Here is a 26591-nt window from a genome sequence, read left to right as displayed (position 1 = left end):
GCAGCGGCCATGACCTCTCCCGTCTGGCACCCTTTTTTCCAGCATGGCTTGAACGAGCCGATCCCCCTCGTCCGCCGGGCCGAGGGGGCTTTTCTGCATCTGGCCGACGGCGGCACGCTGATCGACTGCATTTCAAGCTGGTGGGTCACGACCCACGGCCATTGCCATCCCCGGATCGCCGCGGCGATCGCCGGGCAGGCCGGGCGGCTCGACCAGCTGATCTTCGCCGGCTACACCCATGAACCAGCGGAGGAGGTGGCGCGCGGGCTGATCGAACTGGCCCCCAGGGCCGCGGATCGCGACCCCCTCGCTCATGTCTTCTTCTCGGACAGCGGCTCCACGGCGGTCGAAGTGGCGCTGAAAATGGCGCTTGGCTACTGGCACAACCGGGCGCTGGACGGCCTTTCCGACCCGCGCCACCGCATCCTCGTCCTCCAGCACAGCTATCATGGCGACACCATCGGCGCCATGTCGGTGGGGGAACGCGGGGTCTATAACGCCGCCTGGTCGCCGCTGCTGTTCGATGTGGACACGATCCCCTTTCCCCATGAGGGCAAGGAACAGGCGACGCTCGACGCGCTGGAGGTCGCCTGCGCGCAAAGGCCGGCCGCCTTCATCGTCGAACCGCTGATCCTGGGGGCAGGGGGGATGCTGATCTACCCGCCTTCCGTCCTGCGGGACATGGCGGCGATCTGCGCGCGCCACGACGTCCTTTTCATCGCGGACGAGGTGATGACCGGCTGGGGCCGCACCGGCACCCTTTTCGCCTGCGATCAGGCCGGCGTGGTGCCGGACATCATGGCCGTGGCGAAGGGCATCACCGGCGGCGCGATCCCGCTCGCCGCGACGCTCGCCACGCCGCGCATCTTCGACGCGCACAGGTCCACCGACCGCGCCCGCCTTTTCTACCATTCCAGCAGCTATACGGCCAACGCCATCGCCTGCGCGGCCGCCGCCGCCAATCTCGCCATCTGGCGGGAGGAGGATGTGCTTGGCCGCATCGCGACTCTCGGCCAGGCCATGGCGGATCGACTCGAAGAACTCGGCGCGCATCCCGCCTTTGCCAAAGCTCGCCAGCTGGGCGCCATCGCCGCCATCGACCTGATCACGCCGGACGCCGGCTATCTGTCCGACGTCGCGCCGCGCCTGCGCGCCTTTGCCCATGAAAACGGCCTCTTGCTGCGGCCGCTGGGAAACACCATCTATCTGATGCCGCCCTATTGCCTTGACGCAGATCAGCTCGATCACGTCTTCGCGGTGCTTCAAAAAGCCGGTGAAAAGTTCGGACGTCCCGCCTGACTTTCTTTTTCCGCATTTTGGCGCTATGGCGGCGCGATTTTTCGGCTTTCCAGGATATTATGGCAAAAGAAGAACTGCTTGAAATGCGCGGACAGGTTGTGGAGCTTCTCCCCAACGCCATGTTCCGCGTGCGGCTTGAAAATGATCACGAGATCCTCGGCCACACTGCCGGCAAGATGCGCAAGAATCGCATCCGCGTGCTGGTGGGGGACGAAGTGCTGGTCGAACTGACCCCCTACGACCTGACCAAGGGTCGGATCACCTACCGCTTCAAATAAGCCGCCTCACGCATGCGGCTCATCCTTGCTTCGGCTTCTCCCAGACGGTGTGAACTTCTGGGTCAGATCGGCGCGTCTCCGGACGCGGTGGACCCGGCCGACCTCGACGAAACACCCCGGAAGGGCGAACTTCCCGCCGCCTACGCCGCCCGCGTCGCCGCCGAAAAGGGCGCGCTGGTGGCAGGGCGTCACCCCGGCGCCTTGGTCCTGTCTGGCGACACGGTGGTCGCCGCCGGTCGCCGCATCCTGCCCAAGACGGAAACGGAAGCCGAAGCGCGCGAGTGCCTCCAACTCCTGTCCGGCCGCCGCCATCGCGTCTTCAGCGCAATCACCCTGATCGATGCGGAGGGCAAGGCCCGCCACCGCCTCTCGACCAATATCGTCACGTTCAAACGGCTCGATCGCCCCGAAATCGAAGCCTATATCGCTTCTGAAGAATGGCGCGGCAAGGCGGGCGGCTATGCGATACAGGGCCGCGCCGCCGGACTCATCCGCGCCATCCAGGGCAGCCACAGCGCGATCATGGGTCTGCCCCTCTACGAAACCCGCGCGCTGCTCAAGGCAGCGGGCTATCCACTGGACTAACCACACATGGCCGAATGGCTCTATGAAGAAGGCATTGGCGAGGCCCGCGCCGCGCTGATCGAAAAGGGCCGGCTGGTCGAAGCGCAGATCGAGCGGGAAAGTGACGCCGCCCGCGCCGGTGCGGTCATGCAGGGCAAGCTGATCCGCACCGTCATCCCGAAGAAGCGCGGCATCGCCCGCCTGATCTCCGGCGAAGAGGTTCTGGTGGAACCCATCCCCCCGAAGATCGCGGAGGGCGCGACAATCCTCCTCGAAATCCTGCGCGAAGCCATCCCGGAGGAAGGGCGCGCCAAGCTCGCCAAGGCGCGCATCGCCCAGCCCGGCTCCAAGGCGCATCCCGCCCCCAGCCTGCTCCAGCGCCTGCGCGCCACCGGCCTGCCCATCATCCCCTGCCCCGCGCATGAGGAAGACCGCTTCGAAGCCCATGGCTGGAGCGAACTGATGGAAGAGGCGATTTCCGGCGAGATCGGCACGGAGGAAGCGGCGCTGCGCATCTTCCCCACGCCCGCGATGATCCTGATCGACGTCGACGGCTCCCTGCCCCCGGCCAAGCTCGGCCCCAAGGGCGCGAAGCTGGCGGCGCAGGCGATCCGCCGCATGGGCCTGACCGGCTCGATCGGCATCGACCTGCCGACGATGAACAACAAGGACGAGCGCGCCGTCGCCTCCGCCCAGATCGACAAATATCTGCCGCTCCCCTTCGAGCGCACGGCGGTCAACGGCTTCGGCTTCGTCCAGATCATCCGCCGCCGGGAACGCATGAACCTCATGGAACTGCTCCGCGCCGACCCGGTCGAGACGGCGGCCCTGGCGCTGCTGCGCCGCGCCGAGCGCCACGGCAATGGCGGCCCCGCGACGATCACGGCAGCGCCTGCGATCATCGACCGCCTGCACAAGGCGACCGACTGGATCGAACAGCTCGCCAAACGCCGCGGCGGCGTGATCGGCTTGAAGGCGGACGCGGCGCTGACCATATCGGCTGGCCATGTCTCCTAAAGCCTCCTCCTGCCCGATCTGCGGCCAGCCCTCGCACCCCGAAACCCGCCCTTTCTGCGGAAAGGCCTGCCGCGATCGCGACCTTCTGCAATGGCTGGGCGAGGGCTACCGCGTCCCCGGCGCACCTGCTTCGGACGAGATGAAAAAAAGTGACGAAGATGGGGTAGACAGCACCCCGGCCTGATGCCTATAGGCACGCCTCACCAAACGACAGGTGGTCCTCACCGTCGCCCGTGCCCGGGTAGCTCAGTTGGTAGAGCATGCGACTGAAAATCGCAGTGTCGGCGGTTCGACTCCGTCCCCGGGCACCATTTCCCTTGATTTTCCTGTCCATAGCCGTCCGGAATCGATGGTATATTTTGGCCGGTTTGTGGTATCTCGTCCACGGCTGTCCGGGCGTGTACCTTGCTACCCGGATGCGCGAACGGTAGTTTTCTCGGTATCGAACCGGGAAAATCAACGTCATGCTTACCGATGCCGCCATCCGTAAAATCGGGCTCCGCGAGAAGCCTTTCAAGGTCGGCGATATGCACGGGCTCTATCTGCTCGTGAACCCGAACGGCGCCCGCTACTGGCGCTGGAATTTCTCGCATGGCGGCAAGAAGCAGACGCTATCGTTGGGCGTCTATCCCGAAGTCTCGCTCAAGGAGGCACGCGAGAAGCGCACGGAGGCCAGCAAGCTGCTCGAGCGGGGCACGAACCCCTCCACCCACAAAAGGCTCCAGCGCGCTCTGGCGCTCAACGGCGGTGACAGCTTCGGCGCGGTCGCGCAGGAGTGGCTTGCCAAGCTGGAGGCTGAGGGGCGTTCGGCCGCCACGATGGAGAAGATGCGCTGGCTGCTGCGCTACGCCGAGCCGATCATCAGCGAGCGGCCGATCGGCGAACTGACCGCCCCGGAGTTTCTTGCGGTCCTGCGCACGGTCGAGGTGAAGGGCCGCTACGAATCGGCGAGGCGGCTGCGGACGACATGTGGCAGCATCCTGCGTTACGCCATTGCGACTGGCCGCGCGCAACGCGACGTCACCGCCGATCTGCAAGGCGCGCTCATCACGCCCAAGGTGACGCATCGCGCCGCGATCACCGATCCCGGCGGGGTCGGCGAGTTGCTGCGCGCCATGTGGGGCTATGAGGGCCAGCCAGCCGTCGAGATCGCCTTGAAGGTCGGCGTTCACACCTTCGTCCGGCCCGGCGAGCTGCGTCACGCGGAATGGTCGGAGTTCGATCCGGATCTGGCCATCTGGACGATCCCGGCCGAGAAGATGAAGATGGGACGCGAGCATCGCGTGCCGCTGTCCACGCAGGTCATGGACCTTCTGGAGGTGCTCTACCCAATCACCGGCCACTCGAAATATCTGTTCCCCAGCATTCGCGACCCGAGGCGGCCGATGTCGGAGAATACGGTCAACGCTGCGCTTCGGCGGCTGGGATATGACAAGACGCAGATGACCGGACACGGCTTTCGCGCGACGGCCAGCACCCTGCTCAACGAGAGCCGCAAATGGCATCCCGACGCGATCGAGCGCCAGCTGGCGCATGTCGAAAGCAACGATGTCCGGCGCGCCTATCTGCGCGGCGAGCATTGGAATGAGCGGGTCAAGATGATGCAGTATTGGAGCGACTATCTCGATCAGCTTCGAGCAGCCGAGAAGGTGATCAAAGCCAGGTTTGGGCGGCGTTAAGGGGCAGAGCCGCGCCGCTATGCGATTAAACGCATAAACTACGTTTATGCGAAATTCCGCATAGACGGCAGGTAAAAATTTGCCATTTGGCAGTATGATCTATATATGATGCCACAAGGAGGCACCTTATGGCCATGCTGCAACCCATTGAGACGGAGCCCGCTCCGTTCCGGCCGGAACCCGTCACTCAGGAAGAAGGCGGTGCGATGTTTCGCGCGGCACTCAATCTTTTCGCCAAATGGGGTGTTACGGATGAGCAGGCTGCCGTCCTGACCGATATGCCGGTGCGCAGCTTTCGGCGCTGGAAAGCAGAGGGACCGGGCCGCATCTCGCGCGATGGGCTCGCCCGGCTTTCCAACCTCATGGGCATCCACAAGGCGCTCCGGATCATCTTTCAGGAGCCGCAGCGGGGCTATGACTGGATCAAGGCGCCCAATGCGGCCTTCGAGGGCGCGAATGCGCTGACGGTCATGCTGGGCGGCGAATTGACCGACATCATGCGGGTGCGGCGCTATCTCGACGCGGAGCGGGGCGGCTGGTGACCGGAATTGCGGTGCCGCTGGTCAACAAGGTAGAATGGGAGGGGGCGGTCAGGATCATCCGCAGCATCTATCCGCCCATCGATCTGTTCGAGGATATTGCAGACCCTGCCGATTGGCCTCTCCTCATATCTGCCGAGCAGAAGACGAACCCGCGCATTATGACGTCGATCGGGAACATCGAGCTTGTCCCTCCTGAGAGACGGATCGGTGGTGTGGGGGCGTCCTATCTGATGGCGTCGTTCACCCATGTCAGCCTTGATCGACCGAGCCGATTCTCGGACGGCAGCTATGGCGTACTCTATGTCGCGCGAAGCTATGAGACCGCTTTGTTCGAGACGATCCATCATCATGCCCGCTTCATGGTCAGGACGGCTGAGCCGGCGGGGTGGACGTCGCAGTTTCGGGAGATTGTCCTGAAGGTCGATGCTGAGCTGCATGATCTTCGCGGCGGTGACGAGGATTTTGGTCCCTGTCTTGATCCGGACAGCTACCGGGCAGCTCAGCAACTCGCTGCCAGCCTGCGCTTTTCAGGGTCGGATGGCATGGCCTATCCAAGTGTGCGACAGGCTGGGGGCCAATGTGTCGCGCTTTTCTATCCTGACTGCGCGTCCAATCCCATTCAGGGCAGGCATCTCGATTATCATTGGGATGGAAAGCGGGTCGATCTGGTTCGGGACGCTGGAAGCGGCGCGGTTTTCAGGGTGATTGAGGACTGATGGCCGGAATCGTCGCGCGATGAACACCAGCATGCCCGATCGCCATTCTCAGGCGGCTGATTTCCTGAGCATGCATCCTGGCTATCGCGTGCAGCGTCGCCTTGTCCCTGTGACGCATTTTCATGAAGCGGGCCCGCTTGCCTCCAGCCGGATCAGCTCCAGCGCGAACGCCGTTTCGTCGATCTCTTCAAGATCGTCTCGGGCGCTCTGATCGCGTCCGAGAAGGGCTATTCGATCAAGGATCTGGAAGCCTTCTATATGGAGAAGCGCACGGCCGGCGTGGCGACCGCCGGCGCCAGCGTCGTGTTCTATGAGGAGTGGCGCCATACGCAAGAGCAACGGCTTCTCGACGAGATTTACGACTATAACCGGACCGATTGCGTTTCGACGCAACTGCTGCGCGACTGGCTGGTGCGCGATGCGCGGCCTGCCGACATGCCGTGGCCAGTTCTCGGGGATGTGCCGGAGGGGGGATCGCTGTCGAATGTCGAAGCGGAGGACGCGGAGATTGCCGAACTGCGCGTTCGTCTAAGACCGGTACAGGAGCGGCTGGGAGATCGTGTGGCCGAGCTACTGCTCGACCTCAGTCAGTTTCACAAGCGCGAGGACAAACCGACCTATTGGGCAATTTTCGATCGCCTCGCGCAGGAGAGCGAGGAACTGCTCGACGATCTGGAATGCATTCAGGGTCTCGAGGCGATCGATGATCCTGTCGCCGTCACGCGACAGTCATTCGAACGCACCTACCGGTTTCCCGAGCAGGAGACGAAGCTTCGCGCCGGCAAGAGTCCCTGCGTGAAGCCGGCCGCCATGCCCGAGGATGTGAGCCTGCGTTCGATAGACCATGATGCGGGTACGCTGGTCCTGCGCCGTTCCAAGGCGAAGGGCGAACTGCCTGATCGCCTTGACCTTTTGCCTCCGCGACCATTGCGAAACAGCGTGCTGAAAGACGCAGTCGCGGCGGTGACGGACCAGATAATCGCGAACAGCGGCCGCATTTCCGCTGTCGAGGCTCTGCTCTCGCGGTCATTGCCGCGCTTTCTTGAAGGACCGCGCCCGGCAGGCGTAATTCCCGTCGATGGAGACCTGCCCACTGAGACCAGTAAAGCCATTGCGGCAATGGCGGATACGACATTGGCGATCCAGGGACCGCCCGGCACTGGCAAGACCTATGTCAGCGCATTGTCGATCGTGGACCTGGTGAGGAAGAACAAGCGCGTCGCCGTATCCTCGAATAGCCATAAGGCGATCGGCAATCTGCTGGAGGCGGTGGCGGATCGGGCGCGCGAGGAGCGCGTGGTCGTGATAAAGTGGACCGAGGGGCGATAGCCTCGCCTTCTCCGCCGCATTCTCGAACAGGCGAGGGAAGTTCGACAGTGGTTTCCAGTCCAAGACGCAGTTCTTGTCGCTGAGTTCGGCACGGCGGTATGTCGCGAGAGCCTGCATGCGCAATCCGAAGAACTGCGGCGAAAGCCAGTCGAGGTAGAAATTGAGGAAGCCCTCAACCATCGCAGAGGAGGAAGCTATGACGCTGGATGATTTCTTGAACGGCAGCTGGACGGTCCGCGATTTGCGGGCGGGACCTTTCAGGGACTGCATCGACCTGTACACGGCCCGGCTGCGTAAAGACGGCTACAGCACGGTCACGGCAAGATATTCGGTCAGGATCGTCAACTGCTTCATCCAGTGGCTGTTCAAGCACCGTTTCGATCGCGGCGATATCAGCGACCAGCTCGTAGATCGCTTTTTCAGGGATGAGGACCGGGGGTGCGGTTTGCGCGGTGGCGATCCTGCGTCGATCGACAGATTTGTGGAGGTCCTCCGCGAGGCGGGGATTGTAGCTTCAGCAGTACCGCGTCCGCCCAGCCCCGCCGATCAGATCCTCGAGCGCTTCCGCGCCTATCTCGATCATCGACATGGTCTCAGCGCTAGGTCGTGCGCAGCCTATATCAAGTTCACGCGTCCCTTTCTGCGCGATATGTCGATTGCCGGGCCCGACGATTTCGCCGGGCTGACAACGGCCGATGTCCTCGGATATGTCGAGCGGCGCGCCCGTGATGCCAGTGCGGCGACGGCGGTAGCCATGTGCTCGCGACTCCGATCATTCCTGCGATATCTTCAAGTCGAAGGCCTGATCGCGGACGACCTTGCAGCTTGCGTTCCCCCGGTAAAAAAGTGGCGCTTTACAGCGCTGCCGACCTATCTCTCGGCCGCTCAGCTTGAGCAGGTGCTCCAGCACTGCGACCGAAGCACCGCGTCTGGGCGCCGCGATTATGCCGTGCTGCTACTGCTCTCCCGGCTGGGCCTGCGGGCACACGAAGTCGCAACCCTCAAGATCGATGATATCGACTGGCGGGCGGGCCAGTTCCGCATTCGGGGCAAGGGACGGCAGCAAGCGATCATGCCGCTGCCTCCCGATGTTGGCGCCGCCATCGCCGCATATCTTGAGAGGGGGCGCCCGGTATCCGACAGGCGCCAGGTCTTCTTGAAGGCCTACCCGCCGCATTCGGGATTCCCGCCGGCGACCGGCATCCGGGACATCGCAGCAAGAGCGCTCCGGCGGGCCGGGATCAGTGATATCGCCCATCGCGGTTCGCACATTTTCCGCCACAGCCTTGCGACCGAGCTTCTGCGTTCCGGCGCCGCCCTGACGCAGATCAGTCAGGTGCTCCGCCACAAAGATGCCGATACCACGCGCATCTACGCGAAGGTCGATCTGGCAAGTCTTCGCACCCTGAGCTTGCCATGGCCGGGGGGCCTGCAATGAGCCCGCTACGTGACGCGCTCGATCGCTACATCGCCATGCGCCGCGGGTTCGGTTACAAGCTGCGATGCGAGGCCTATCTGCTTGCGCGTTTCGTCGCCTACATGGAGCAACAGGGCGCAACGATCATCACCACCAGGCTTGCCCTCGACTGGGCTACCAGCGAGGCAAGCCCGCCAACCTGGCCGGGACGCCTGTCGGTCGTCCGCACCTTCGCCCGGCATTTGTCGAGCACCGAGCCGCGTACGCAGATTCCGGCGACGGACATCCTCGCGGCAAGACAGCGCCGAACGCCCCACATCTACACCGACCAGGAGATTGGCGGCCTGCTCGATGTGATGCTGACAGTTCGCTCGGCGAAGGGCCTACATCGCTGGACCTATTACTGCATATTCGGCCTGCTTGCGGTCACAGGGTTGCGGATCGGAGAAGCCCTCGGGATAAAGCGTGAGGATGTCGATCTTGACGCCGGTCTTCTGACTATCCGCGATACCAAGTTCGGTAAGTCCCGGCTCGTTCCGATTCATTCGACGACCGCCGCCGTGCTCACCGATTACGCCAGGCGCCGCGACGCACTCTTCTCGACGCCGATCAGCCCGACATTCTTCGTCGGCGAACAGGGGCGCGCGCTAAATCATCACGCGGTCCATCTTATATTTCTGACCGTCGCTCGCCAGATCGGCCTGCGTCACCCCGGCGATGCCTATCACGGCCCGCGCATTCACGACCTGCGCCACAGCTATGCGGTCGCCACGTTACTGCGTTGGTATCGTGCCGGCGACGATGTCGAGCAGCGATTGCCCATCCTGTCGACCTATCTGGGACACAGCCACACCAGCTGCACCTATTGGTATCTGTCGGCCTGTCCCGAGCTGATGGAGCATGCCGCGCGGCGGCTCGATGCCCGGTGGGAGCAGATATCATGAGCCGCTCCCCCTCCATTGCGCCGCTGATCGAGCGGTATTTCACGCAGCGCCTCATGCACCAGCGCGGTGTCAGCCCGCACACCGTCGCCTCCTACCGTGACACGTTCCGGCTACTGTTGCGCTTTGCCCAGCGCAGGCTCGGGAAGCCGCCTTCACACCTCGATCTCGCCGATCTCGATGCCCCCTTCATAATCGCCTTCCTCGACGATCTCGAAGCGGGCCGCGCGATCGGGGCCAAGACCCGCAACCTCCGACTGACGGCGATACGGGCCTTCTTCCGCTTTCTCGCTTTCGAGGAGCCGGCAAGCAGCGGACAGATACAGCGCATTCTCGCGATCCCCGGCAAGCTTACCGAGAAGCGCGAGGTCCATTTTCTGTCGCGCCCGGAGATCGACGCGATCCTCGCCGCGCCCGATCGAACAGGCTGGCTGGGCCGCCGCGATCATATGCTGCTGCTCTTCGCGATCCAGACGGGCCTGCGCCTTTCGGAGATCGCCAGCCTTGATCGCAGCGACATCATGCTCGGCACCGGCGCGCATGTTCGATGCGTCGGCAAAGGCCGCAAGGAACGGTGCACCCCGCTTGCAAGCGAGGTCCGCGCTGCGATGCAGAACTGGCTGAAGGAACCACCACGCGGCGGGGCATCGGCGCTGTTCCCAACCATCCACGGCGGCCGTCTCAGCCCCGACGCGATCCAGTATCTGCTCGCCAAGCACGTCCGGACGGCGCGCGCGCATTGCCCGTCGTTGCGACACAAGCGGGTATCGCCGCATGTCCTTCGTCACACCGCCGCGATGGAACGGGGTGAACCTATCGCGCACGCAAGTGACGCGACCGTTGGTTATGCCGACCGAGATCGTCAATCTTCCCAATTTCACCGGCTACCTGCGGTTCGGCCGCGACCTTCCGGTGATCCGGTTCACCGATCGCTATCATCCGGGCAAGATCATCGGGCCGGGCTATGTCGATCGCATTGAGCCAGCGATCAGGCTCGATGCTCCCGCCCTCCTGATCACCGATCCGGAGGCGCGCGAAGAAGCGGTGGCGCCCCAGCCGACCAGCGAAGTGCCGACCAAGCCCGGGACAGGTTCTGGCGATGCTGATTCGTCGCCGATCGGGCCGCAACTTCGACTGTTCGGTCCGCGTCAGGAGACTGGAGCGTCCATCCAGCAGCAGAGCCGACCCAATGGGCCATTCCGTCCGTCCACCCCGGCCTGACCAACTTCCCCTGTTCAGATCAAAGGAAACCGACATGCAGCGTATCACCCGCAACAGGACGGCCCTCCGCCGCTCGCATTCGGGACCTGAATGAGCGTCACATCATGACCGATTGGGGCTAGAATGGGACAAAGCCGTGTGCAAGACGACCGCTGTGAACGGCAGCTGTTGGCGTAAACGGAAGTAATTCGTTCGCCTTACTCGATCGCGTCATTTGACACGAAAGCTGAGTGATCGTTGACGAAGTCAGGAAGTCCTGGGCCACGTACGAACTGTTGAGCTTCTTCACTTGCCACCAGTTCTTCGTTCAACGCAAGCAGGAACGGAAGTGGATCCGCTTTAGGGGTAAGCGGTCTCATAGGGATCATGGTCTGCGGGACAGCCGAGAGCTTCCACCTTTGGAGTGAAAATTGGATGTAAACGGCCAACAACCGTGCTGATCGCCATCTACTCGACCGTAAAGCCCGTTCAATCGGGAACCGAACCAAGAGAAAAATCTGAGGATTTCTCTATGTTTGGACGCGAGTAGCCAAACATGGATATCATCTGGAATATTCTCACTTAAAATCATATGCTTAGATGAATGCAGCGCTCATCATTCGCGCCTATCGGTATATTTTGCGGTATCATTCCTCTAATAACACTCGGTCAGAATTTTGAATTCAAAGCCATATTTTCCGGTTTGGACTCCGTCCCCGGGCACCATTTCCCCTATATTCCATAGGCCTATGACCGTCGGGAATGACGGTATATATTTGGCCGGCTTGCGGTATATCGTCCACTGCCATCCGGGTGATAGCTCCGCGAAGATACTGGCGCACCCGTTCAAGCCACGCGCTTATTTAGGCTTTGGGAAAATCTGCATCACAGACAGATCAGGAAAAATGGTGCTGCCGGCGAGGATTGAACTCGCGACCTCAGCCTTACCAAGGATGCGCTCTACCACTGAGCTACGGCAGCACTATTTTCAGTTCCATCCGGCTTATCGCGCCGGCGGAGCCGGGCCTATGGCTGCCTCCTCGCGCCATGTCAAGGCGGCTTGCGGCAGAAGATGCAATTTGATTATGGGCGGGCCATGACAAACGGTCAGGACGAACGGAAAGAGCGCTTGGCGCAGGCGTTGCGGGACAATCTGCGTCGCCGCAAGGCACAGTCCCGCGAATCGCGCGACGCGGAAACCCCCCGGCGCCCCGACGGCGCCAAGGGGTAATTCCGATCCGTTACAGCGGGGCGCAGGCCCCCTTCAGCCATTCGAGCGCACCGCCCTCCAATTGCGGGCCGACGATTTCCAGCACCCGGGCGTGATAGGCATCCAGCCACGCGCGCTCCTCGTCCGTCAGCAACTCCGTCGCGATCGCATTCCGGTCGATAGGCGCGTAGGTCAGCGTTTCGAAGCCCAGCATCTCCCGCTCCGCTCCCGGCACGTCGCGGGGTTCGACCAGCACCAGATTCTCGATGCGGATGCCATATTCGCCGGTCTTGTAATAGCCCGGCTCGTTGGAAAGGATCATCCCCGCCTGAAGCGCTTCGTCCCCGCCGCCGAAGGTCGCGATCCGCTGCGGCCCTTCGTGCACCGACAGGAAGCTGCCGACGCCATGGCCGGTGCCATGGGCATAATCCAGCCCTTCCGCCCAAAGGAACTGACGCGCCAGCACGTCGAGCTGCCCGCCCCGCGTCCCCTTGGGAAACTGCGCGCGGGCAAGGGCGATATGTCCCTTCAGCACCAGCGTGAAGCGGCGCTTCATCTCCTGCGTCGGTGTGCCGATGGCGACGGTGCGGGTCACGTCGGTCGTGCCGTCGCGATATTGCCCGCCCGAATCGACCAGATAGAAGCTGCCCGTCTCGATCGGCCGGTTCGTCTTCTCCTCCACCCTGTAATGCACCACCGCGCCATTGGGGCCCGCGCCCGAAATGGTGTCGAAGGACAGGTCCTCCAGCAGCCCGGTCTCCTTGCGGAACGCCTCCAGCTTCGCCGCCGCGCCCAGTTCGTCGACGCCGCCCTTGGGCGCCTCGGTCGCGATCCAGTGCAGGAAACGGCTGAGCGCCGCGCCGTCCCGCGCCTGCGCCGCCTTGTGCCCGGCGATCTCGACAGGGTTCTTCACCGCCTTGGGCAGCACCGCCGGATCGCGCAACGCCAGCACATGCGCGCCGCCGGCCTCCAGGCCCGTGAAGATCGCCGCCACCGCCCGTTCGGGATCGGCGGCGACCGTCTTGCCCGCAAAGCCCGCCAGCGCATCCGCGAACGCCGCGCGGTCATGCACCCGCACCGCATTGCCCAGATGCTTCACCACCGCTTCGTCGATCTTCTCCGGCGCGACATAGAGGTCCGCGGTCGCATCGGCATGGACGATGGCATAGGCGAGCGCGACCGGCGTCCGCTCCACATCCTTGCCCCGGATGTTGAAGGTCCAGGCCAGCGAATCGAGTGCGGACAGTACCGCCGCATCGGCATGCTTCGCCACCAGCCAGTCGGCCATGGCCTGCCGCTTCTCCGCCGCCGACTGCCCGGCATAGCGGTCCTCATGCACCACCAGCTTGGCGTCGCTGGGCGCGGGGCGGTCGGGCCATATGGCGTCGACCGGATTGGTGTCCACCGCCACCAGTTCCGCGCCGCGTTCGGCCAAGGCCTCGCTCGCGGCCTTCACCCAGGCGCGCGTATGCAGCCAGGGATCATAGCCGATCCGTCCGCCGACCGGCGCATGCTCGCCCAGCCACGCTGCGACGGAGGTCTGCGGCACGCTCTCATATTGCCAGTGCGCGCCATCCACCTGCTCGCGCACCTGCAAGGTATAGCGGCCGTCCACGAAAATCGCGGCCTCCTCCGGCAGCACCGCCGCGCTGCCCGCCGATCCCTGGAAACCGGTCAGCCAGGCCAGCCGCTGCGCATAGGCGCCGACATATTCGCTCATATGCTCATCGGTCAGCGGCACGACAAAGCCATGCAATTCATCGCGCACCAGTTGGGCGCGCAGGGCTTTCAGCCGGTCTTCATAGCTAGACATCAAATTTCCCTTGGACTTGCCGGCCCTCTTGCGCAGGGCCTATGGCCGCCAACATAAGCAGACCAGCACAGTTTCGCCAGATCAGGACATTGAATGACCGTTCCCGCCCAAGTCCCTGCCGCCGCCCGCCGCCCGTACAGCTTCACCCGTCACGGCATCACCGTGCAGGACCCCTATGCCTGGCTGCGCGATCCCGGCTATCCGGAGGTGAAGGACAGGGACGTGCTCTCCTATCTGGAGGAGGAGAATGGCTTCTTCGAGGCCGCGATGCAGCCGCACAATGCGCTGACCGACCGCCTGTTCGAGGAGATGAAGGGCCGCATCAAGGAAGATGACAGCTCGGTCCCGCAGAAGGACGGCGACTATATCTACTGGCGCGCGTTCGAGGTCGGCGCCCAATATCGCAAATGGTATCGCAGGCCCGTGGCCGCCCGGGACGACGGCGCCGAGGATCAGCTCATCCTGGACGAACCCGCGCTGGCGGAGGGGCATGACTATTTCCGCCTCGGCGCCCTGTCGGTCAGCCCGGACGGCCGCTACCTCGCCTATGCCATCGACAATAATGGCTCCGAACGGTTCGAGGCGCGGATCAAGGACCTCTTCACCGGCGAAATCCTGCCGGAGGTGATCCCCGATACCCTATCCTCGCTGGTCTGGACGAGCGACAGCAGGGGACTGCTCTACGGCATCGCCAATGAACAATGGCGCACCGACAATGCCCGCCTCCACTGGCTGGGCCAGCCGGTGGAAAGCGACGTCGAACTCTTCCATGAGGATGATGAGGGCTTCCGCGTCTCGGTCGGCCTCACCTCATCCGAAAAATGGATCGTGATCGCGACCGGCGACCATGTGACCAGCGAGGTCTGGCTGCTCCCCGCCGACAATCCCGCCGCCCAGCCGCTGCTCGTCGCCCCGCGCAAGCCGGGCCGCGAATATGAGGTGGATGAGCATGAGGGCACGCTCTACATCCGCACCAACGACACGCATCCCAATTTCCGGTTGGTGAAGGCGTCGCTGGAAAATCCCGGCGACTGGGCCGAAGTGATCGCCCCGGACGCGCATTTCTACCTGACCGACTTCACGCTGTTCAAGGGCTTCTACGTCACGGAGGGGCGGCAGGACGGCCTCGACCAGATCGAACTGCGCGACTATGCGACCCACAGCGCCAGGCGCATTCCCTTCCCGGAGGCGAGCTATTCGGCGTCGCTGGACGATAATCCCGAATATGATGTGACGAAGCTGCGCATCGGCTATGAATCGATGGTCACGCCCGACACCATCTACGACTATCACCTCGCCACCGGTGAGCTGGAAGTGCTGAAGGTGCAGGAGATTCCCTCCGGCTATGATGCGATCCGCTACGCGACCGAGCGTCTCATGATCCCGGCCCGCGACGGCACGCCGATCCCGGTGTCGATCGTCTATCCCAGGGATCTGCCCCGCGACGGCAGCGCGCCGCTGCACCTCTATGGCTATGGCGCCTATGGCATTGCGATGGAGCCGGGCTTTTCCACCAGCCGCCTGTCGCTGCTGGACCGGGGCTTCGCCTTTGCGCTGGCCCATATCCGGGGCGGCGACGACCTCGGCCAGCAATGGTATCTGGACGGCAAGCTCGACAAGCGCACCAACACCTTCACCGATTTCGTGGACGTGGCCAAGGGGCTGATCGAGCGTGGCTACACCTCGAAGGGGCGGATCAGCATTTCCGGCGGATCGGCGGGCGGCGAACTGATGGGGGCAGTCATCAATTCGGACCCCGACCTGTGGGGCGCGGTGGTGGCGCATGTGCCCTTCGTGGACGTGCTCAACACCATGCTGGACGAAACGCTGCCGCTGACGCCGGGCGAATGGCCCGAATGGGGCAATCCGATCGAGGACAAGGCGGCGTTCGAGACGATCCTGTCCTACGATCCCTACAGCAATGTCAGCGCCCAGGCCTATCCGCCGCTGATGGTGACGGCGGGCCTCAACGACCCGCGCGTGACCTATTGGGAACCGGCCAAATGGGTGGCGAAGCTGCGCGCCACCAAGACGGACGGCAATATCCTGCTCCTGAAAACCAACATGGGCGCGGGGCATGGCGGCAAGTCGGGCCGCTTCGAAAGCCTCCACGAAACGGCGGAGGAATTCGCCTTCATCCTCTGGCAATTGGGCATAGACGAGGCATGAAGGCGCCCGCCTCTCCTCCGTTCGCTCTGAGCTTGTCGAAGGGGCTCTCTTTTCTCGAAAAAGGAAGGGGCTTCGGCAGGCTCAGCCCGAACGGAGCGAGAGGATAATGCCCTCCACCTACACCACCCAATTCACCGCCGGTCCCGGGCATATCGACATTCTGGGCCATGTGAACAACGCTGTCTGGGTGCAGTGGATGGAGCAGGTCGCCACCGAGCATTGGACCCGCGACGCCGCGCCGGAGCATCTGGACGCCTATGTCTGGGTCGTGACCCGGCATGAGATCGACTATCGCGGCAATGTCCGGGAAGGCGAAACCGTCACCGCCCGCACGTGGATTCCCGAAGGCCCGCGCGGCGCCCGTTTCGACCGGCACATGGAATTTACCGGCCCGGACGGCAAGGTGAAGGTCGCGGCCAAGTCCACCTGGGCGATCATCGACCGTGAAACGGGCCGCATCCTCCGGGTTCCTCCCGAAGTCGCGGCCCGCTTCCTGACCTCCTGACGGCCTCCAACCCATGTCCGTCATCCCCGCGCAGGCGGGGATCCATCTCCCGGCATAAGGTGCGGACGCAAGGCCGAGGTGTCGCTTACGCCACCCGCTTTCCCTCTTCCCGCGTCTTCCACAGCGACCAGCCCACCCCCGCGCCGATCAGCGCGAAGGTGACGCCGAGGCTGAGGACCGGCGGAAACTTGTCGCCGCCTAGCAGGAAGTCCGCCACGAAGATCTTCGCTCCGATGAACACCAGGATCGCGGCCAGCGCATATTTCAGATAGTGGAAGCGGTGCACCATCGCCGCCAGCGCGAAATACAGCGCCCGCAGGCCCAATATCGCCATCACGTTCGACGTATAGACGATGAACGTGTCCGTCGTGATCGCGAAGATCGCGGGCACGCTGTCCACCGCGAACACCAGGTCCGCGAAATTGATCACCACCAGCGCCAGCAGCAGGGGCGTCGCCGCCGTCACCGCCCGGCCGGTCTTCGGATCGGTCATGCGCGCCAGGAAATGCTCGCCATGCAGCTCCGGCGTCACCCGCATATGGCGGGAAATGAAGCGGATCGCCGGATTGTTGCCGACGTCCATCGGCTTGTCCCCGGTGAACATCATCCTGATGCCGGTGAAGATCAGGAAGGCGGCGAACAGGTACAGCACCCAATAGGCCTGGTGCAGCAGCATGGCTCCGCCCGCGATCATCAGGCCGCGCAGCACGATCACGCCGATGATGCCCCAAAGCAGCGCGCGATACTGATATTTCGCCGGAATGGCGAAAGTGGAGAAGATCAGGCTGATGACGAAGACATTGTCGATGGACAGCGCCTTCTCGATGAAGAAGCCGGTGAAATATTGCATGCCCGGCTCAGGCCCGCGGACGAACCAGACCCAGAGGCCGAATGCGCAGGCGATGCTGATGTAGAAGACGGAAAGTTTCAGGCTCTCCCTGATGCCGATTTCCTTGTTCTCCTTGTGCAGGAAACCAAGGTCGAAGGCGGTCAGCGCCACGACGATGGCGAAAAAGGCGAGCCAGAACCAGGCGGGCGTCCCCAGCCAGTCCGTGACGAGAAATTCCATGGGATATGCTCCTCTCGTTCAACGACAAAGGTCGATCGGAGAAATCCGCTGCCATGAATGGGGGAGGGGGTGAGCCAGACCGCCATGCGCATCGGAGAGTCCGATGCGGTCCGACATCACGCGCTGGGAAAAGCGCGCCAGAGGGGCCCGGTCCGCGAGGGGGGAGGATAAAGGGTGAGGCGGCAAAAATCAACCGGCCTGAGGTGGAGGGGGTAGGTTTTGGCCAATCCAAGACATTCCCCTCCCGTAAACGGGAGGGGTTAGGGGTGGGCGCGAGCGTAGCGAGCTTCCAGCTTAGCCGTTGAAAATTCACGCTGATGTCGCGCCAGTCCACCCCCTAGCCCCCTCCCGCCTGCGGGAGGGGGAATGTCCGCAATCCACCCGACTCAGCCGTCACCCTCTCCCGCCAGGCCCTTCCACCACCTCGAACACATCCTCTATCTTCGGCTCGATCCCCGGCTCGACCGGCATATCGTCCCGCTCGGTCGCCTGCCGCGCCCACATTGCCGCATAAAGCCCGTCCGCCCGCACCAGATCGCCATGCCGCCCGCGCTCGACCACGCGGCCCTTCTCCATGACGATGATCTCATCGGCATCGACCACGGTGGAAAGCCGGTGCGCCACGATCAGCGTCGTGCGCTTGCGGGCGATGCTGCGCAGCACGTCCTGAATCTCCGTCTCGGTCCGGCTGTCGAGCGCGCTGGTCGCTTCGTCCAGCACCAGCACCGGCGGGTCCTTCAGCAACGTCCGCGCAATCGCCACCCGCTGCTTTTCGCCGCCGGACAGCTTCAATCCCCGCTCGCCCACCCGCGTCTCATAGCCTTGCGGCAGGCCCATGATGAAATCATGGATCGATGCAGCCTTTGCCGCCGCCTCGATCTCTTCCTGCGTCGCGCCCTCGCGCCCATAGCCGATATTATAGCCGACCGTATCGTTGAACAGCACCATGTCCTGCGGCACGATGCCGATCGAGGCGCGCAGCGACTGCTGCGTCACCGCCGATATGTCCTGCCCGTCGATGCTGATCCGCCCACCCTGTATGTCGTAGAAACGGAACAGCAGCCGCGCGATGGTGGACTTGCCCGCGCCCGAAGGCCCCACAATCGCCAATGTCCTGCCGGCAGGCACGGTGAAGCTCACCCCGTGCAATATCTCCCGCTCCGGATCATAGCCGAAATGCACATGGTCGAAGCGCACCTCGCCCGCCTCCACATGCAGCATCGGGGCGTCCGGCGCGTCGCCGATCTCCGCCTGCGTGTCGATCAGCCTGTACATCGCCTCCATGTCGATCAGCCCCTGGCGGATGGTGCGATAGACCATGCCCAACAGGTCGAGCGGCCGGAAAAGCTGGCTCAGCAGCGTGTTCACCAGCACCACGTCGCCGGTGGAGAACTGACCCCGGCTCCACCCCCAGACGGTATAGCCCATCGCCCCCGCCATCATCAGGTTGGTGATCAGCGACTGGCCGATGTTCAGCCAGGCAAGGCTGGTTTCCGACTTCACCGCCGCGTCGGCATACCGCCGCATCGCCTTGCCGTAACGGGTGGCTTCGCGCTCCTCCGCGCCGAAATATTTGACCGTCTCGAAATTCAGCAGGCTATCGACGGCATGGGCGACCGCATTGGTGTCCATGTCCACCATGTCGCGGCGAAGCTGGTTGCGCCATTCGGTGATGGTCCGGGTGAACCAGATATAGAGCGCCACCATGACCAGCGTCGCCGCGACCAGCCCGGCTCCGAACTTCACGAAGAAGATCACGCACACCGCCGCCAGTTCCAGCACCGTCGGCGCGATGTTGAAGAGGAGGAAATAGAGCATCGTATCGATGCTCTTGGTGCCGCGCTCGACGATCTTGGTGACGGCGCCGGTACGCCGGTCGAGATGGAAGCGCAGCGACAGCCGGTGCAGGTGGACGAACACATCGTCGGCCAGCCGCCGTCCGGCTTCCTGCCCGACCCGCTCGAAAATGGCGTTGCGCAGATTGTCGAACAGCACGCTGCCGAAGCGCGCGCCCGCATAGGCGACGACCAAGGCGATGGCGAGGCCCGCGCCGGATTCCATTCCCGGCGCCATGAGGTCGATCGCGCCCTTATAGGCGAAGGGCATGGCAAGGCTGACGACCTTCGCCACCAGCACCAGCGCCATGGCGATGGCGACGCGCCGCCGCAGGGCCGGAGCGTCGGCGGGCCAGAGATAGGGAAAGAAGCGCCGCATCGTCGCCCAGACGGGCGGCAGAGGCGAATTGTCGGGTGTGGATGGCGGCATGGGGGTTATGTAATGGGGAAGCCTTCACCTCACAATAAGCCCCTCCCCTTCAGGGGAGGGGTTGGGTGGGGGATCTCCCCAAGCGCTGACGGTGGAGGCGCGCCCCCACCCCCAACCCCTCCCCTGAAGGGGAGGGGAGTGAGGCAGCCTTCAATCCCGCAGCAGCTCGTTGATCCCGGTCTTCGACCGCGTTTGCGCGTCGACCCGCTTCACGATCACCGCGCAATAAAGGCTCGGCCCCGGCGTCCCGTCGGGCAGGGGCTTGCCGGGCAGCGAGCCGGGCACGACCACCGAATAGGGCGGCACTTCGCCGATGAACACTTCGCCCGTGGCGCGGTCGATGATCTTGGTGGACATGCCGATGAACACGCCCATCGACAGCACCGAACCCTTGCCGATGCGCACGCCCTCCACGACTTCGGACCGGGCGCCGATGAAGCAGTCATCCTCGATGATGACCGGATCGGCCTGCAACGGCTCCAGCACGCCGCCGATGCCGACGCCGCCCGACAGATGGACATTCTTGCCGATCTGGGCGCAGCTTCCCACCGTCACCCAGGTGTCGACCATCGTGCCCTCATCGACGAAGGCGCCGATATTGACGAAGCTCGGCATCAGGATCACATTCTTGGCGATATGCGCGCCCGCGCGGGCGAACGACCCCGGCACCGCGCGGAAACCGGCGGCGCGAAAGGCCGCCTCGTCCCAACCCGCGAACTTGCTCGGCACCTTGTCCCACCAGTGGCCCGCGCCCGGCCCGTTGTCGATCATGACATTGTCGTTGAGGCGGAAGGACAGCAGCACCGCCTTCTTCGCCCATTGATTGACCTGCCAGCCTTCAGCGGCCGGCTCCGCCACGCGCAGTTCGCCCTTGTCCAGCAGGGCAAGCGCCCTGTCCACCGCCTGACGGACCTCGCCCTGCGTCTGGAGATTGACATTGGCCCGGTCCTCCCAGGCGGCGTCGATGGTCGCGATCAGTTCGTTGCTCATGGCTGCTCCCCAAAAATATCCGCCAGAAACGGCGTCAGATGGTCGGTTTCGAAGTCGATGAAGTCGGGATGATGCTCGTGATTGCCCGCCTCGGACCCGTTATTGACCCAGATGGTGGTCATGCCGATCGCCTTGGCCGGGCGCAGGTTGCGCGCCATATCCTCGAAAAAGGCGGCGCGGCCCGGCTCCACATGGTGCATCCGGCACAGTTCGGCATAGCCCGACGGATCGGGCTTGGGCACATATTGGCAGGCATGGATGTCGTGGATCAGCTCAAATGCGCCGGTCAGGCCCAGCTTGTCGAGCACCCGCGTCGCATAGGCGCCGTCGCCATTGGTGAAGATCAGCCGCCGCCCCGGCAGCGCCGCGATATGGGCGTTCAGCGCCTCGTCCACCTCCAGCCGGTCCATGGAAATGTCGTGGACATAGTCCAGAAAGGCGTGCGGCTCGATCCCATGATGGTGCATCAGGCCGGACAGGGTGGTGCCATGCTCCAGGAAATAGCGCTTCTGCGTTTCCTTCGCGACGACCGGATCGCAGCCGAGCAGGCCCTGGATGAACTCGCCCATCTTCACGTCGATCAGCGCGAAAAGGTCCGCCTTCGCCGGGTAGAGCGTGTTGTCCAGATCGAAGATCCAGGTGTCGACATGGGCGAGATCGGCGCGCATGGCCGGGCCCTAGTCCCGTGCGGCGGGCAGGGCAAGGGCCATGGCCTACTTCCCGACAGCCAATCCCGACCGCGCTCCTGCGCGCGCAGGAGCGCGACGCGCATCACCCGCAGCCCGGCGCTTCCGAATCCTGGTAAAAGCTCTGCACCGCTTTCCACGCTTCCTCGGCCGTTTCCACCCAGGTCAGCAGGTTGAGGTCCGACGGAGAGATCACGCCTTCGTCCGCCAGCGCCTCGAAATCCACCACGCGCGTCCAGAATTCGCGCCCGAACAGCAGGATCGGGATCGGCTTCATCTTGCCGGTCTGGATCAGCGTCAGCAGTTCGAACATCTCGTCGAACGTGCCGAAGCCGCCGGGGAACACCGCCAGCGCCCGCGCCCGCAGCAGGAAATGCATCTTGCGCAGCGCGAAATAGTGGAACTGGAAGCTCAGCTCCGGCGTGACGAAGCGGTTGGGCGCCTGTTCATGGGGCAGCACGATGTTCATGCCGATGGTGGCGGCGCCCACATCGTCGGCGCCGCGATTGGCCGCCTCCATGATCGAGGGGCCGCCGCCCGAGCAGACGACGAAATGGCGGCATCCCGCCTCGTTCACCGGATATTGCGCCGCGATCCGGGCCAGCTTGCGCGCCTCGTCATAATAGCGCGCCTTTTTGCCCAGATTTTCCGCGATCCGCCGCTGTTCGGGCGTGGTCGCGGCGTCGATGCGCGCCTGCGCCTGCTCCGGTTCGGGAATGCGCGCCGATCCGTAGAAGACGAAGGTCGATTCGATCTTCGCCTCGTCCATCAGCAATTGGGGTTTCAGCAATTCCAGCTGGAACCGCACCGGCCGCAAATCCTCCCGCAGCAGGAATTCGGTGTCCTGAAAGGCCAGGCGGTAGGCGGCGCTGCTGGTCTGCGGTGTTTCCACCCCCTTGCGGGCGTCGGCGGCTTCCTGACGGGCGGGGCGGAATTTGCGTTCTTCGATTTCTTTTCTGGTCATTTTCACCAAGGTAGGCGGCCAAGGCGGCAAAGCCAAGGCGGTTAAGATTAAATGCCGTTAAGTTCGGCCCGCTTCTTCTGCCCGCCCAGCGGCCAAAGCCGCCGCGTTTCTGTTGCGCTCAGCGGCAAAAGCCGCCGCATGCCTGTTTCCGCTCAGCGGCAAAAGCCGCCCCGTTCCCGCTTCCGCTTAGCGGCAAAAGCCGCCGCGGCCGCCCATGTCGAAGTGAAAATGGTCGTGATGGGCGGCGTTGTAATCGGGGCTCAGCACCGTGCGGAACCGCTTGCAGGCGCTGGCGTGGATGATCTCCAGAAACTGGCGGACGCGCCGGTCGCCGTTCCAGTCGTTCTGGATGGTGATGCGCCGCCCGTCGCTCAGCACGAATCCCGACACGTCGACCGCATTGCTGTGGGCATGTTCGCTCAGCTTGCCGCTGCCCGCGATCGGCCGGCAATTATAGGTGCCGAACGTCTCGATCTTCTCGACCTCCGCCCCCAGGATCAACCGGGCGGCAGGCTGCACGCCGAAGCGGGCCCAGGCCGCGAAATTGGCCGCCAGATTGCAGGTCATCGCCCCCAGATTGGTCGCGGGCACGCCGATGTCGAGCAGCTTGACGCTGCCATAGGCGCTGCACCCGCCGCCGAAATTCTGGTCCGGAAGGGGCGTGAAGAGGACGGATTGCGATTGCAGCTTCGCCATGCACTGCCGCACTTCCATGGGCGGCGGGGCGGCTGGCCGGGCGGTCTTAGCGGGCCTTGCCGGGCGCTCCACCCGGCCGCGCGGGACGAGGTCGCCGCCGCAGCCTACCAGCGTCAGCGCGGCAGCCGCTGCGGCCGCCAGCGCCAGGCCGCGAAAAATCGCTTTCCCCCTAACCCGCTCGATCATGACGGGACCATTTACCACGTCCGGCTGGCCCAAGGGTTAACGGCATGCTCGGTTCATCGCGTCCAGACATTCAACTTGACTCTTTGGCCGGAGACTTTAGGGCGGCCAGCGGGCCACGCGGTCCCAACGCCGCGCGTGCTCTCTGTAAGGAGACGCATTACATGACTGACCTGACTGCCGTTGACGCCACCCTTGCGCCTGCTGAAAAGCCCGCCAACCGTCCGGCCAAGAAACCCGAGCGCCCCTATTTCTCTTCCGGTCCCTGCGCCAAGCCTCCGGGCTGGAGCGCCGACAAGCTGAGCGCCGACTCCCTCGGCCGCTCGCACCGCGCCAAGATCGGCAAGACCCGCCTCGCTTATTGCATCGACCTGATGCGCGAGCTGCTGAACCTGCCTGAAACCCACCGCATCGGCATCGTCCCCGGTTCCGACACCGGCGCCTTCGAAATGGCGATGTGGACGATGCTGGGCGCCCGCCCGGTGACGACGCTCGCCTGGGAAAGCTTCGGCGAAGGCTGGGTGACGGACGCCGCCAAGCAGTTGAAGCTCGATCCGACGATCATCCGCGCCGACTATGGCCAATTGCCCGACCTGAACGGTGTGAACTTCGCGCATGACGTGCTGTTCACCTGGAACGGCACCACCTCCGGCGTGCGCGTGCCGAATGCCGACTGGATTCCGGCCGACCGCGAAGGTCTGACCTTCGCCGACGCCACCAGCGCGGTCTTCGCCTATGAGATCGACTGGACCAAGATCGACGTCGCCACCTTCTCCTGGCAGAAGGTGCTGGGCGGCGAGGGCGGTCATGGCGTGCTGATCCTCGGTCCCCGCGCCGTGGAACGCCTGGAAACCCACACCCCCGCCTGGCCGCTGCCCAAGGTCTTCCGCCTGATGGCGAAGGGCAAGCTGGCCGAGGGCGTCTTCAAGGGCGAGACGATCAACACCCCCTCCATGCTGGCGGTCGAGGATGCGATCTTCGCGCTGGAATGGGGCAAGTCGATCGGCGGCCTTTCCGGGCTGATCGCGCGCAGCAACGCCAATGCGGCGGCGCTGAACAGGATCGTCGAGGAACGCGACTGGCTTGGCCATCTCGCCGCCGATCCCGCCTCCCGCTCGACCACCAGCGTCTGCCTGACCGTCGAGGGCGCGGATGAAGCCTTCATCAAGAGCTTCGCGGCCCTGCTGGAGAAGGAAGGCGCCGCCTATGACGTCGCGGGCTATCGCGACGCCCCGGCGGGCCTGCGCATCTGGTGCGGCGCGACGGTCGAGACCGCCGACATCGAAGCGCTGGGGCCTTGGCTCGACTGGGCCTACGCCACCGTCAAGGCTGCTTGATCTCTATTTGAAGCCGTCATTCCCGCGCAGGCGGGAACCCATCTCCTGAACGTCCCGCTTGACGCTTCTTATGGGATATGGGTCCCCGCTTCCGCGGGGATGACGGGCATATTTCCAAAGGAAACACAGATGCCCAAGGTACTTATCAGCGACAAGATGGACCCCCGCGCCGCCGCGATCTTCCGGGAGCGCGGCGTGGAAGTCGACGAAATCACCGGTAAGACCCCGGACGAGCTGAAGGCGATCATCGGCCAGTATGACGGCCTCGCCATCCGCAGCTCGACCAAGGTGACGAAGGACATTCTCGACCACGCCACCAATCTGAAGGTCATCGGCCGCGCCGGCATCGGCGTCGACAATGTCGACATCCCGGCCGCCTCGTCCAAGGGCGTGATCGTCATGAACACGCCGTTCGGCAATTCCATCACCACCGCCGAACACGCCATCGCGCTGATGTTCGCACTGGCCCGCCAGTTGCCCGAAGCCAATGCCCAGACCCAGCAGGGCCTGTGGCCGAAGAACGGCTTCATGGGCGTGGAAGTCACCGGCAAGACGCTGGGCCTGATCGGCGCGGGCAATATCGGCTCCATCGTCGCCAGCCGCGCCCTGGGCCTCAAGATGAAGGTCGTCGCCTTCGACCCCTTCCTGACCCCGGAACGCGCCGTCGAAATGGGCGTGGAAAAGGCCGATCTGGACACGCTGCTGGCGAAGGCGGACTTCATTACCCTGCACACGCCGCTGACCGACCAGACCCGCAACATCCTGAGCAAGGAAAATCTGGCCAAGACGAAGAAGGGCGTGCGCATCATCAACTGCGCGCGCGGCGGCCTGATCGACGAAGCCGCGCTCAAGGAAGCGCTGGATTCGGGCCATGTCGCTGGCGCCGCGCTCGACGTGTTCGTGACCGAGCCGGCGAAGGAATCGCCGCTGTTCGGCACGCCGAACTTCATCTGCACCCCGCATCTGGGCGCGTCGACCGACGAAGCGCAGGTCAATGTCGCGCTCCAGGTGGCGGAACAGCTCAGCGACTATCTGCTCGACGGCGGCATCACCAATGCGCTGAACGTGCCCAGCCTGTCGGCGGAGGAAGCGCCGAAGCTCAAGCCCTATATGGCGCTGGCTGAAGAACTGGGCAGCCTTGTGGGCCAGCTTGAGGGCGACCGCATCCAGAGCGTTTCGGTCGAGGTCGAGGGCCATGCCGCCGAACTCAACCAGAAGCCGATCACCGCCGCGGTGCTGGCCGGGCTGATGCGCGTCTATTCGGACACGGTGAACATGGTCAACGCGCCCTTCCTGGCGAAGGAACGCGGCCTCGACGTGCGCGAAGTGCGCCATGACCGTGAGGGCGACTATCAGACGCTGGTGCGCGTGACCGTGAAGACCGAAGGCGGCGACAAATCCGTCGCCGGCACCCTGTTCGGCAATGCGCAGGCGCGCCTGGTCGAACTGTTCGGGATCAAGGTCGAGGCGGATCTTGCGGGGCACATGCTCTACATCGTCAACCAGGACGCGCCGGGCTTCATCGGCCGCCTGGGCTCCACTCTGGGCGAGGCGAACGTCAACATCGGCACCTTCCACCTTGGCCGCCGCAACCAGGGCGGTGAAGCCGTGCTGCTGCTGTCGGTCGACGGCGTGGTCAATGAAACCGTCCTCAACGACATCTGCAAGCTGGCAGGCGTCAAGACGGTGAAGCTCCTCCGCTTCGCCTGACACGGTTCGGGC

At 64.0% G+C, this 26591-nt stretch carries 23 protein-coding genes, 2 tRNA genes and 2 pseudogenes; 19 read left to right on the top strand and 8 right to left on the bottom strand.

The features are described 5' to 3' along the window. The first annotated feature begins 9 nt into the window (after window positions 1-9). From H5V43_RS12890 to H5V43_RS23920, 14 genes and pseudogenes are all read left to right on the top strand, one after another. Window positions 10-1299, top strand: coding sequence for an adenosylmethionine--8-amino-7-oxononanoate transaminase (locus H5V43_RS12890; RefSeq protein WP_025549757.1), 1290 nt, complete (start codon window positions 10-12; stop codon window positions 1297-1299). A 59-nt stretch (window positions 1300-1358) separates the two neighbouring features. Further along, window positions 1359-1577, top strand: a complete 219-nt coding sequence (infA, locus tag H5V43_RS12885; RefSeq protein WP_003049127.1) for a translation initiation factor IF-1 — start codon at window positions 1359-1361, stop codon at window positions 1575-1577. A gap of 12 nt (window positions 1578-1589) precedes the next feature. Continuing rightward, window positions 1590-2162, top strand: a complete 573-nt coding sequence (locus H5V43_RS12880) for a Maf family protein (protein WP_025549758.1) — start codon at window positions 1590-1592, stop codon at window positions 2160-2162. Between the two features lie 6 nt (window positions 2163-2168). After that, window positions 2169-3158: a hypothetical protein gene (locus H5V43_RS12875; RefSeq protein ID WP_025549759.1), complete on the top strand. Its 990-nt coding sequence runs from the start codon at window positions 2169-2171 to the stop codon at window positions 3156-3158. Then, complete coding sequence (locus H5V43_RS12870) at window positions 3148-3342, top strand: DNA gyrase inhibitor YacG (protein ID WP_076605773.1); 195 nt, start codon at window positions 3148-3150, stop codon at window positions 3340-3342. Before H5V43_RS12875 ends, H5V43_RS12870 begins: the two co-directional genes overlap by 11 nt. A gap of 51 nt (window positions 3343-3393) precedes the next feature. Then, a tRNA-Phe gene (locus tag H5V43_RS12865) sits at window positions 3394-3469 on the top strand. Window positions 3470-3622: 153 nt separating this feature from the next. Further along, window positions 3623-4837, top strand: coding sequence for a tyrosine-type recombinase/integrase (locus H5V43_RS12860; RefSeq protein WP_025549760.1), 1215 nt, complete (start codon window positions 3623-3625; stop codon window positions 4835-4837). A gap of 128 nt (window positions 4838-4965) precedes the next feature. Further along, window positions 4966-5379 carry an MbcA/ParS/Xre antitoxin family protein gene (locus tag H5V43_RS12855; protein WP_025549761.1) on the top strand — a complete coding sequence of 138 codons (414 nt, stop codon included), beginning with the start codon at window positions 4966-4968 and terminating at the stop codon, window positions 5377-5379. Next, entirely contained in the window at window positions 5376-6095 is a 720-nt protein-coding gene (locus H5V43_RS12850; RefSeq protein WP_025549762.1) for an RES family NAD+ phosphorylase, read from the top strand. The genes H5V43_RS12855 and H5V43_RS12850 overlap by 4 nt, the downstream gene beginning before the upstream one ends. Before the next feature lie 168 nt (window positions 6096-6263). Then, a pseudogene (locus H5V43_RS12845) lies at window positions 6264-7424 on the top strand (ribonuclease H-like domain-containing protein); the annotation flags it as partial. A 196-nt stretch (window positions 7425-7620) separates the two neighbouring features. Beyond that, window positions 7621-8862 (top strand): tyrosine-type recombinase/integrase, encoded by a 1242-nt coding sequence (locus H5V43_RS12840; RefSeq protein ID WP_025549764.1) that lies wholly within the window; start codon window positions 7621-7623, stop codon window positions 8860-8862. After that, a complete protein-coding gene (locus H5V43_RS12835) occupies window positions 8859-9785 on the top strand; it encodes a tyrosine-type recombinase/integrase (RefSeq protein ID WP_025549765.1) in 927 nt (308 codons plus the stop codon). The genes H5V43_RS12840 and H5V43_RS12835 overlap by 4 nt, the downstream gene beginning before the upstream one ends. Beyond that, window positions 9782-10522 (top strand): annotated as a pseudogene (locus tag H5V43_RS23925) (tyrosine-type recombinase/integrase); the annotation flags it as partial. The gene H5V43_RS12835 and the pseudogene H5V43_RS23925, both read left to right, overlap by 4 nt. A gap of 106 nt (window positions 10523-10628) precedes the next feature. Then, window positions 10629-11003: a hypothetical protein gene (locus H5V43_RS23920; protein WP_025549767.1), complete on the top strand. Its 375-nt coding sequence runs from the start codon at window positions 10629-10631 to the stop codon at window positions 11001-11003. Between the two features lie 885 nt (window positions 11004-11888). Here H5V43_RS23920 and H5V43_RS12820 read toward each other — a convergent pair. Further along, window positions 11889-11963: transfer RNA gene (locus H5V43_RS12820), tRNA-Thr, on the bottom strand. 115 nt (window positions 11964-12078) lie between these two features. Here H5V43_RS12820 and H5V43_RS23780 point away from each other — a divergent pair. After that, window positions 12079-12213 (top strand): hypothetical protein, encoded by a 135-nt coding sequence (locus tag H5V43_RS23780; protein ID WP_255309048.1) that lies wholly within the window; start codon window positions 12079-12081, stop codon window positions 12211-12213. A gap of 10 nt (window positions 12214-12223) precedes the next feature. Here H5V43_RS23780 and H5V43_RS12815 read toward each other — a convergent pair whose 3' ends face one another. Further along, the gene (locus H5V43_RS12815; RefSeq protein WP_025549768.1) at window positions 12224-14005 is read right to left on the bottom strand and encodes an aminopeptidase P family protein; all 1782 of its coding nucleotides are present in this window, start codon (window positions 14003-14005) and stop codon (window positions 12224-12226) included. A 93-nt stretch (window positions 14006-14098) separates the two neighbouring features. Between H5V43_RS12815 and H5V43_RS12810 the strand changes: the two genes are divergently transcribed. Further along, window positions 14099-16174 (top strand): S9 family peptidase, encoded by a 2076-nt coding sequence (locus H5V43_RS12810; RefSeq protein WP_025549769.1) that lies wholly within the window; start codon window positions 14099-14101, stop codon window positions 16172-16174. Between the two features lie 106 nt (window positions 16175-16280). Then, complete coding sequence (locus H5V43_RS12805) at window positions 16281-16679, top strand: acyl-CoA thioesterase (protein WP_025549770.1); 399 nt, start codon at window positions 16281-16283, stop codon at window positions 16677-16679. Window positions 16680-16764: 85 nt separating this feature from the next. Here the strand turns inward: H5V43_RS12805 and H5V43_RS12800 are convergent, their stop codons facing one another. The 6 genes from H5V43_RS12800 to H5V43_RS12775 all read right to left on the bottom strand — a co-directional run bounded on the left by H5V43_RS12800 (window position 16765) and on the right by H5V43_RS12775 (window position 23535). Next, entirely contained in the window at window positions 16765-17748 is a 984-nt protein-coding gene (locus H5V43_RS12800; RefSeq protein ID WP_025549771.1) for a TerC family protein, read from the bottom strand. A gap of 393 nt (window positions 17749-18141) precedes the next feature. Next, complete coding sequence (locus H5V43_RS12795) at window positions 18142-20013, bottom strand: ABCB family ABC transporter ATP-binding protein/permease (RefSeq protein ID WP_025552292.1); 1872 nt, start codon at window positions 20011-20013, stop codon at window positions 18142-18144. A 150-nt stretch (window positions 20014-20163) separates the two neighbouring features. Beyond that, window positions 20164-21003, bottom strand: coding sequence for a 2,3,4,5-tetrahydropyridine-2,6-dicarboxylate N-succinyltransferase (gene dapD / locus H5V43_RS12790; protein WP_193666674.1), 840 nt, complete (start codon window positions 21001-21003; stop codon window positions 20164-20166). Then, window positions 21000-21671, bottom strand: a complete 672-nt coding sequence (locus H5V43_RS12785) for a pyrimidine 5'-nucleotidase (protein ID WP_025551838.1) — start codon at window positions 21669-21671, stop codon at window positions 21000-21002. The genes dapD and H5V43_RS12785 overlap by 4 nt, the downstream gene beginning before the upstream one ends. Window positions 21672-21774: 103 nt before the next feature. Then, a complete protein-coding gene (locus H5V43_RS12780) occupies window positions 21775-22653 on the bottom strand; it encodes an LOG family protein (RefSeq protein WP_025551839.1) in 879 nt (292 codons plus the stop codon). A 186-nt stretch (window positions 22654-22839) separates the two neighbouring features. Beyond that, window positions 22840-23535 carry an extensin family protein gene (locus H5V43_RS12775; RefSeq protein ID WP_025551840.1) on the bottom strand — a complete coding sequence of 232 codons (696 nt, stop codon included), beginning with the start codon at window positions 23533-23535 and terminating at the stop codon, window positions 22840-22842. A 161-nt stretch (window positions 23536-23696) separates the two neighbouring features. Here H5V43_RS12775 and H5V43_RS12770 point away from each other — a divergent pair, with 161 nt between their 5' ends. Continuing rightward, window positions 23697-24869 (top strand): phosphoserine transaminase, encoded by a 1173-nt coding sequence (locus H5V43_RS12770; RefSeq protein ID WP_025551842.1) that lies wholly within the window; start codon window positions 23697-23699, stop codon window positions 24867-24869. Between the two features lie 129 nt (window positions 24870-24998). Next, window positions 24999-26579, top strand: coding sequence for a phosphoglycerate dehydrogenase (gene serA, locus H5V43_RS12765; protein WP_025551844.1), 1581 nt, complete (start codon window positions 24999-25001; stop codon window positions 26577-26579). Window positions 26580-26591 lie beyond the last annotated feature (12 nt).

The organism is Sphingobium fuliginis (assembly GCF_015074805.1).
Taxonomy (GTDB): Bacteria; Pseudomonadota; Alphaproteobacteria; order Sphingomonadales; family Sphingomonadaceae; genus Sphingobium; species Sphingobium fuliginis.
Note: the sequence above shows the minus strand (reverse complement) of the source record. Positions and strands in the feature narration are given on the sequence as shown.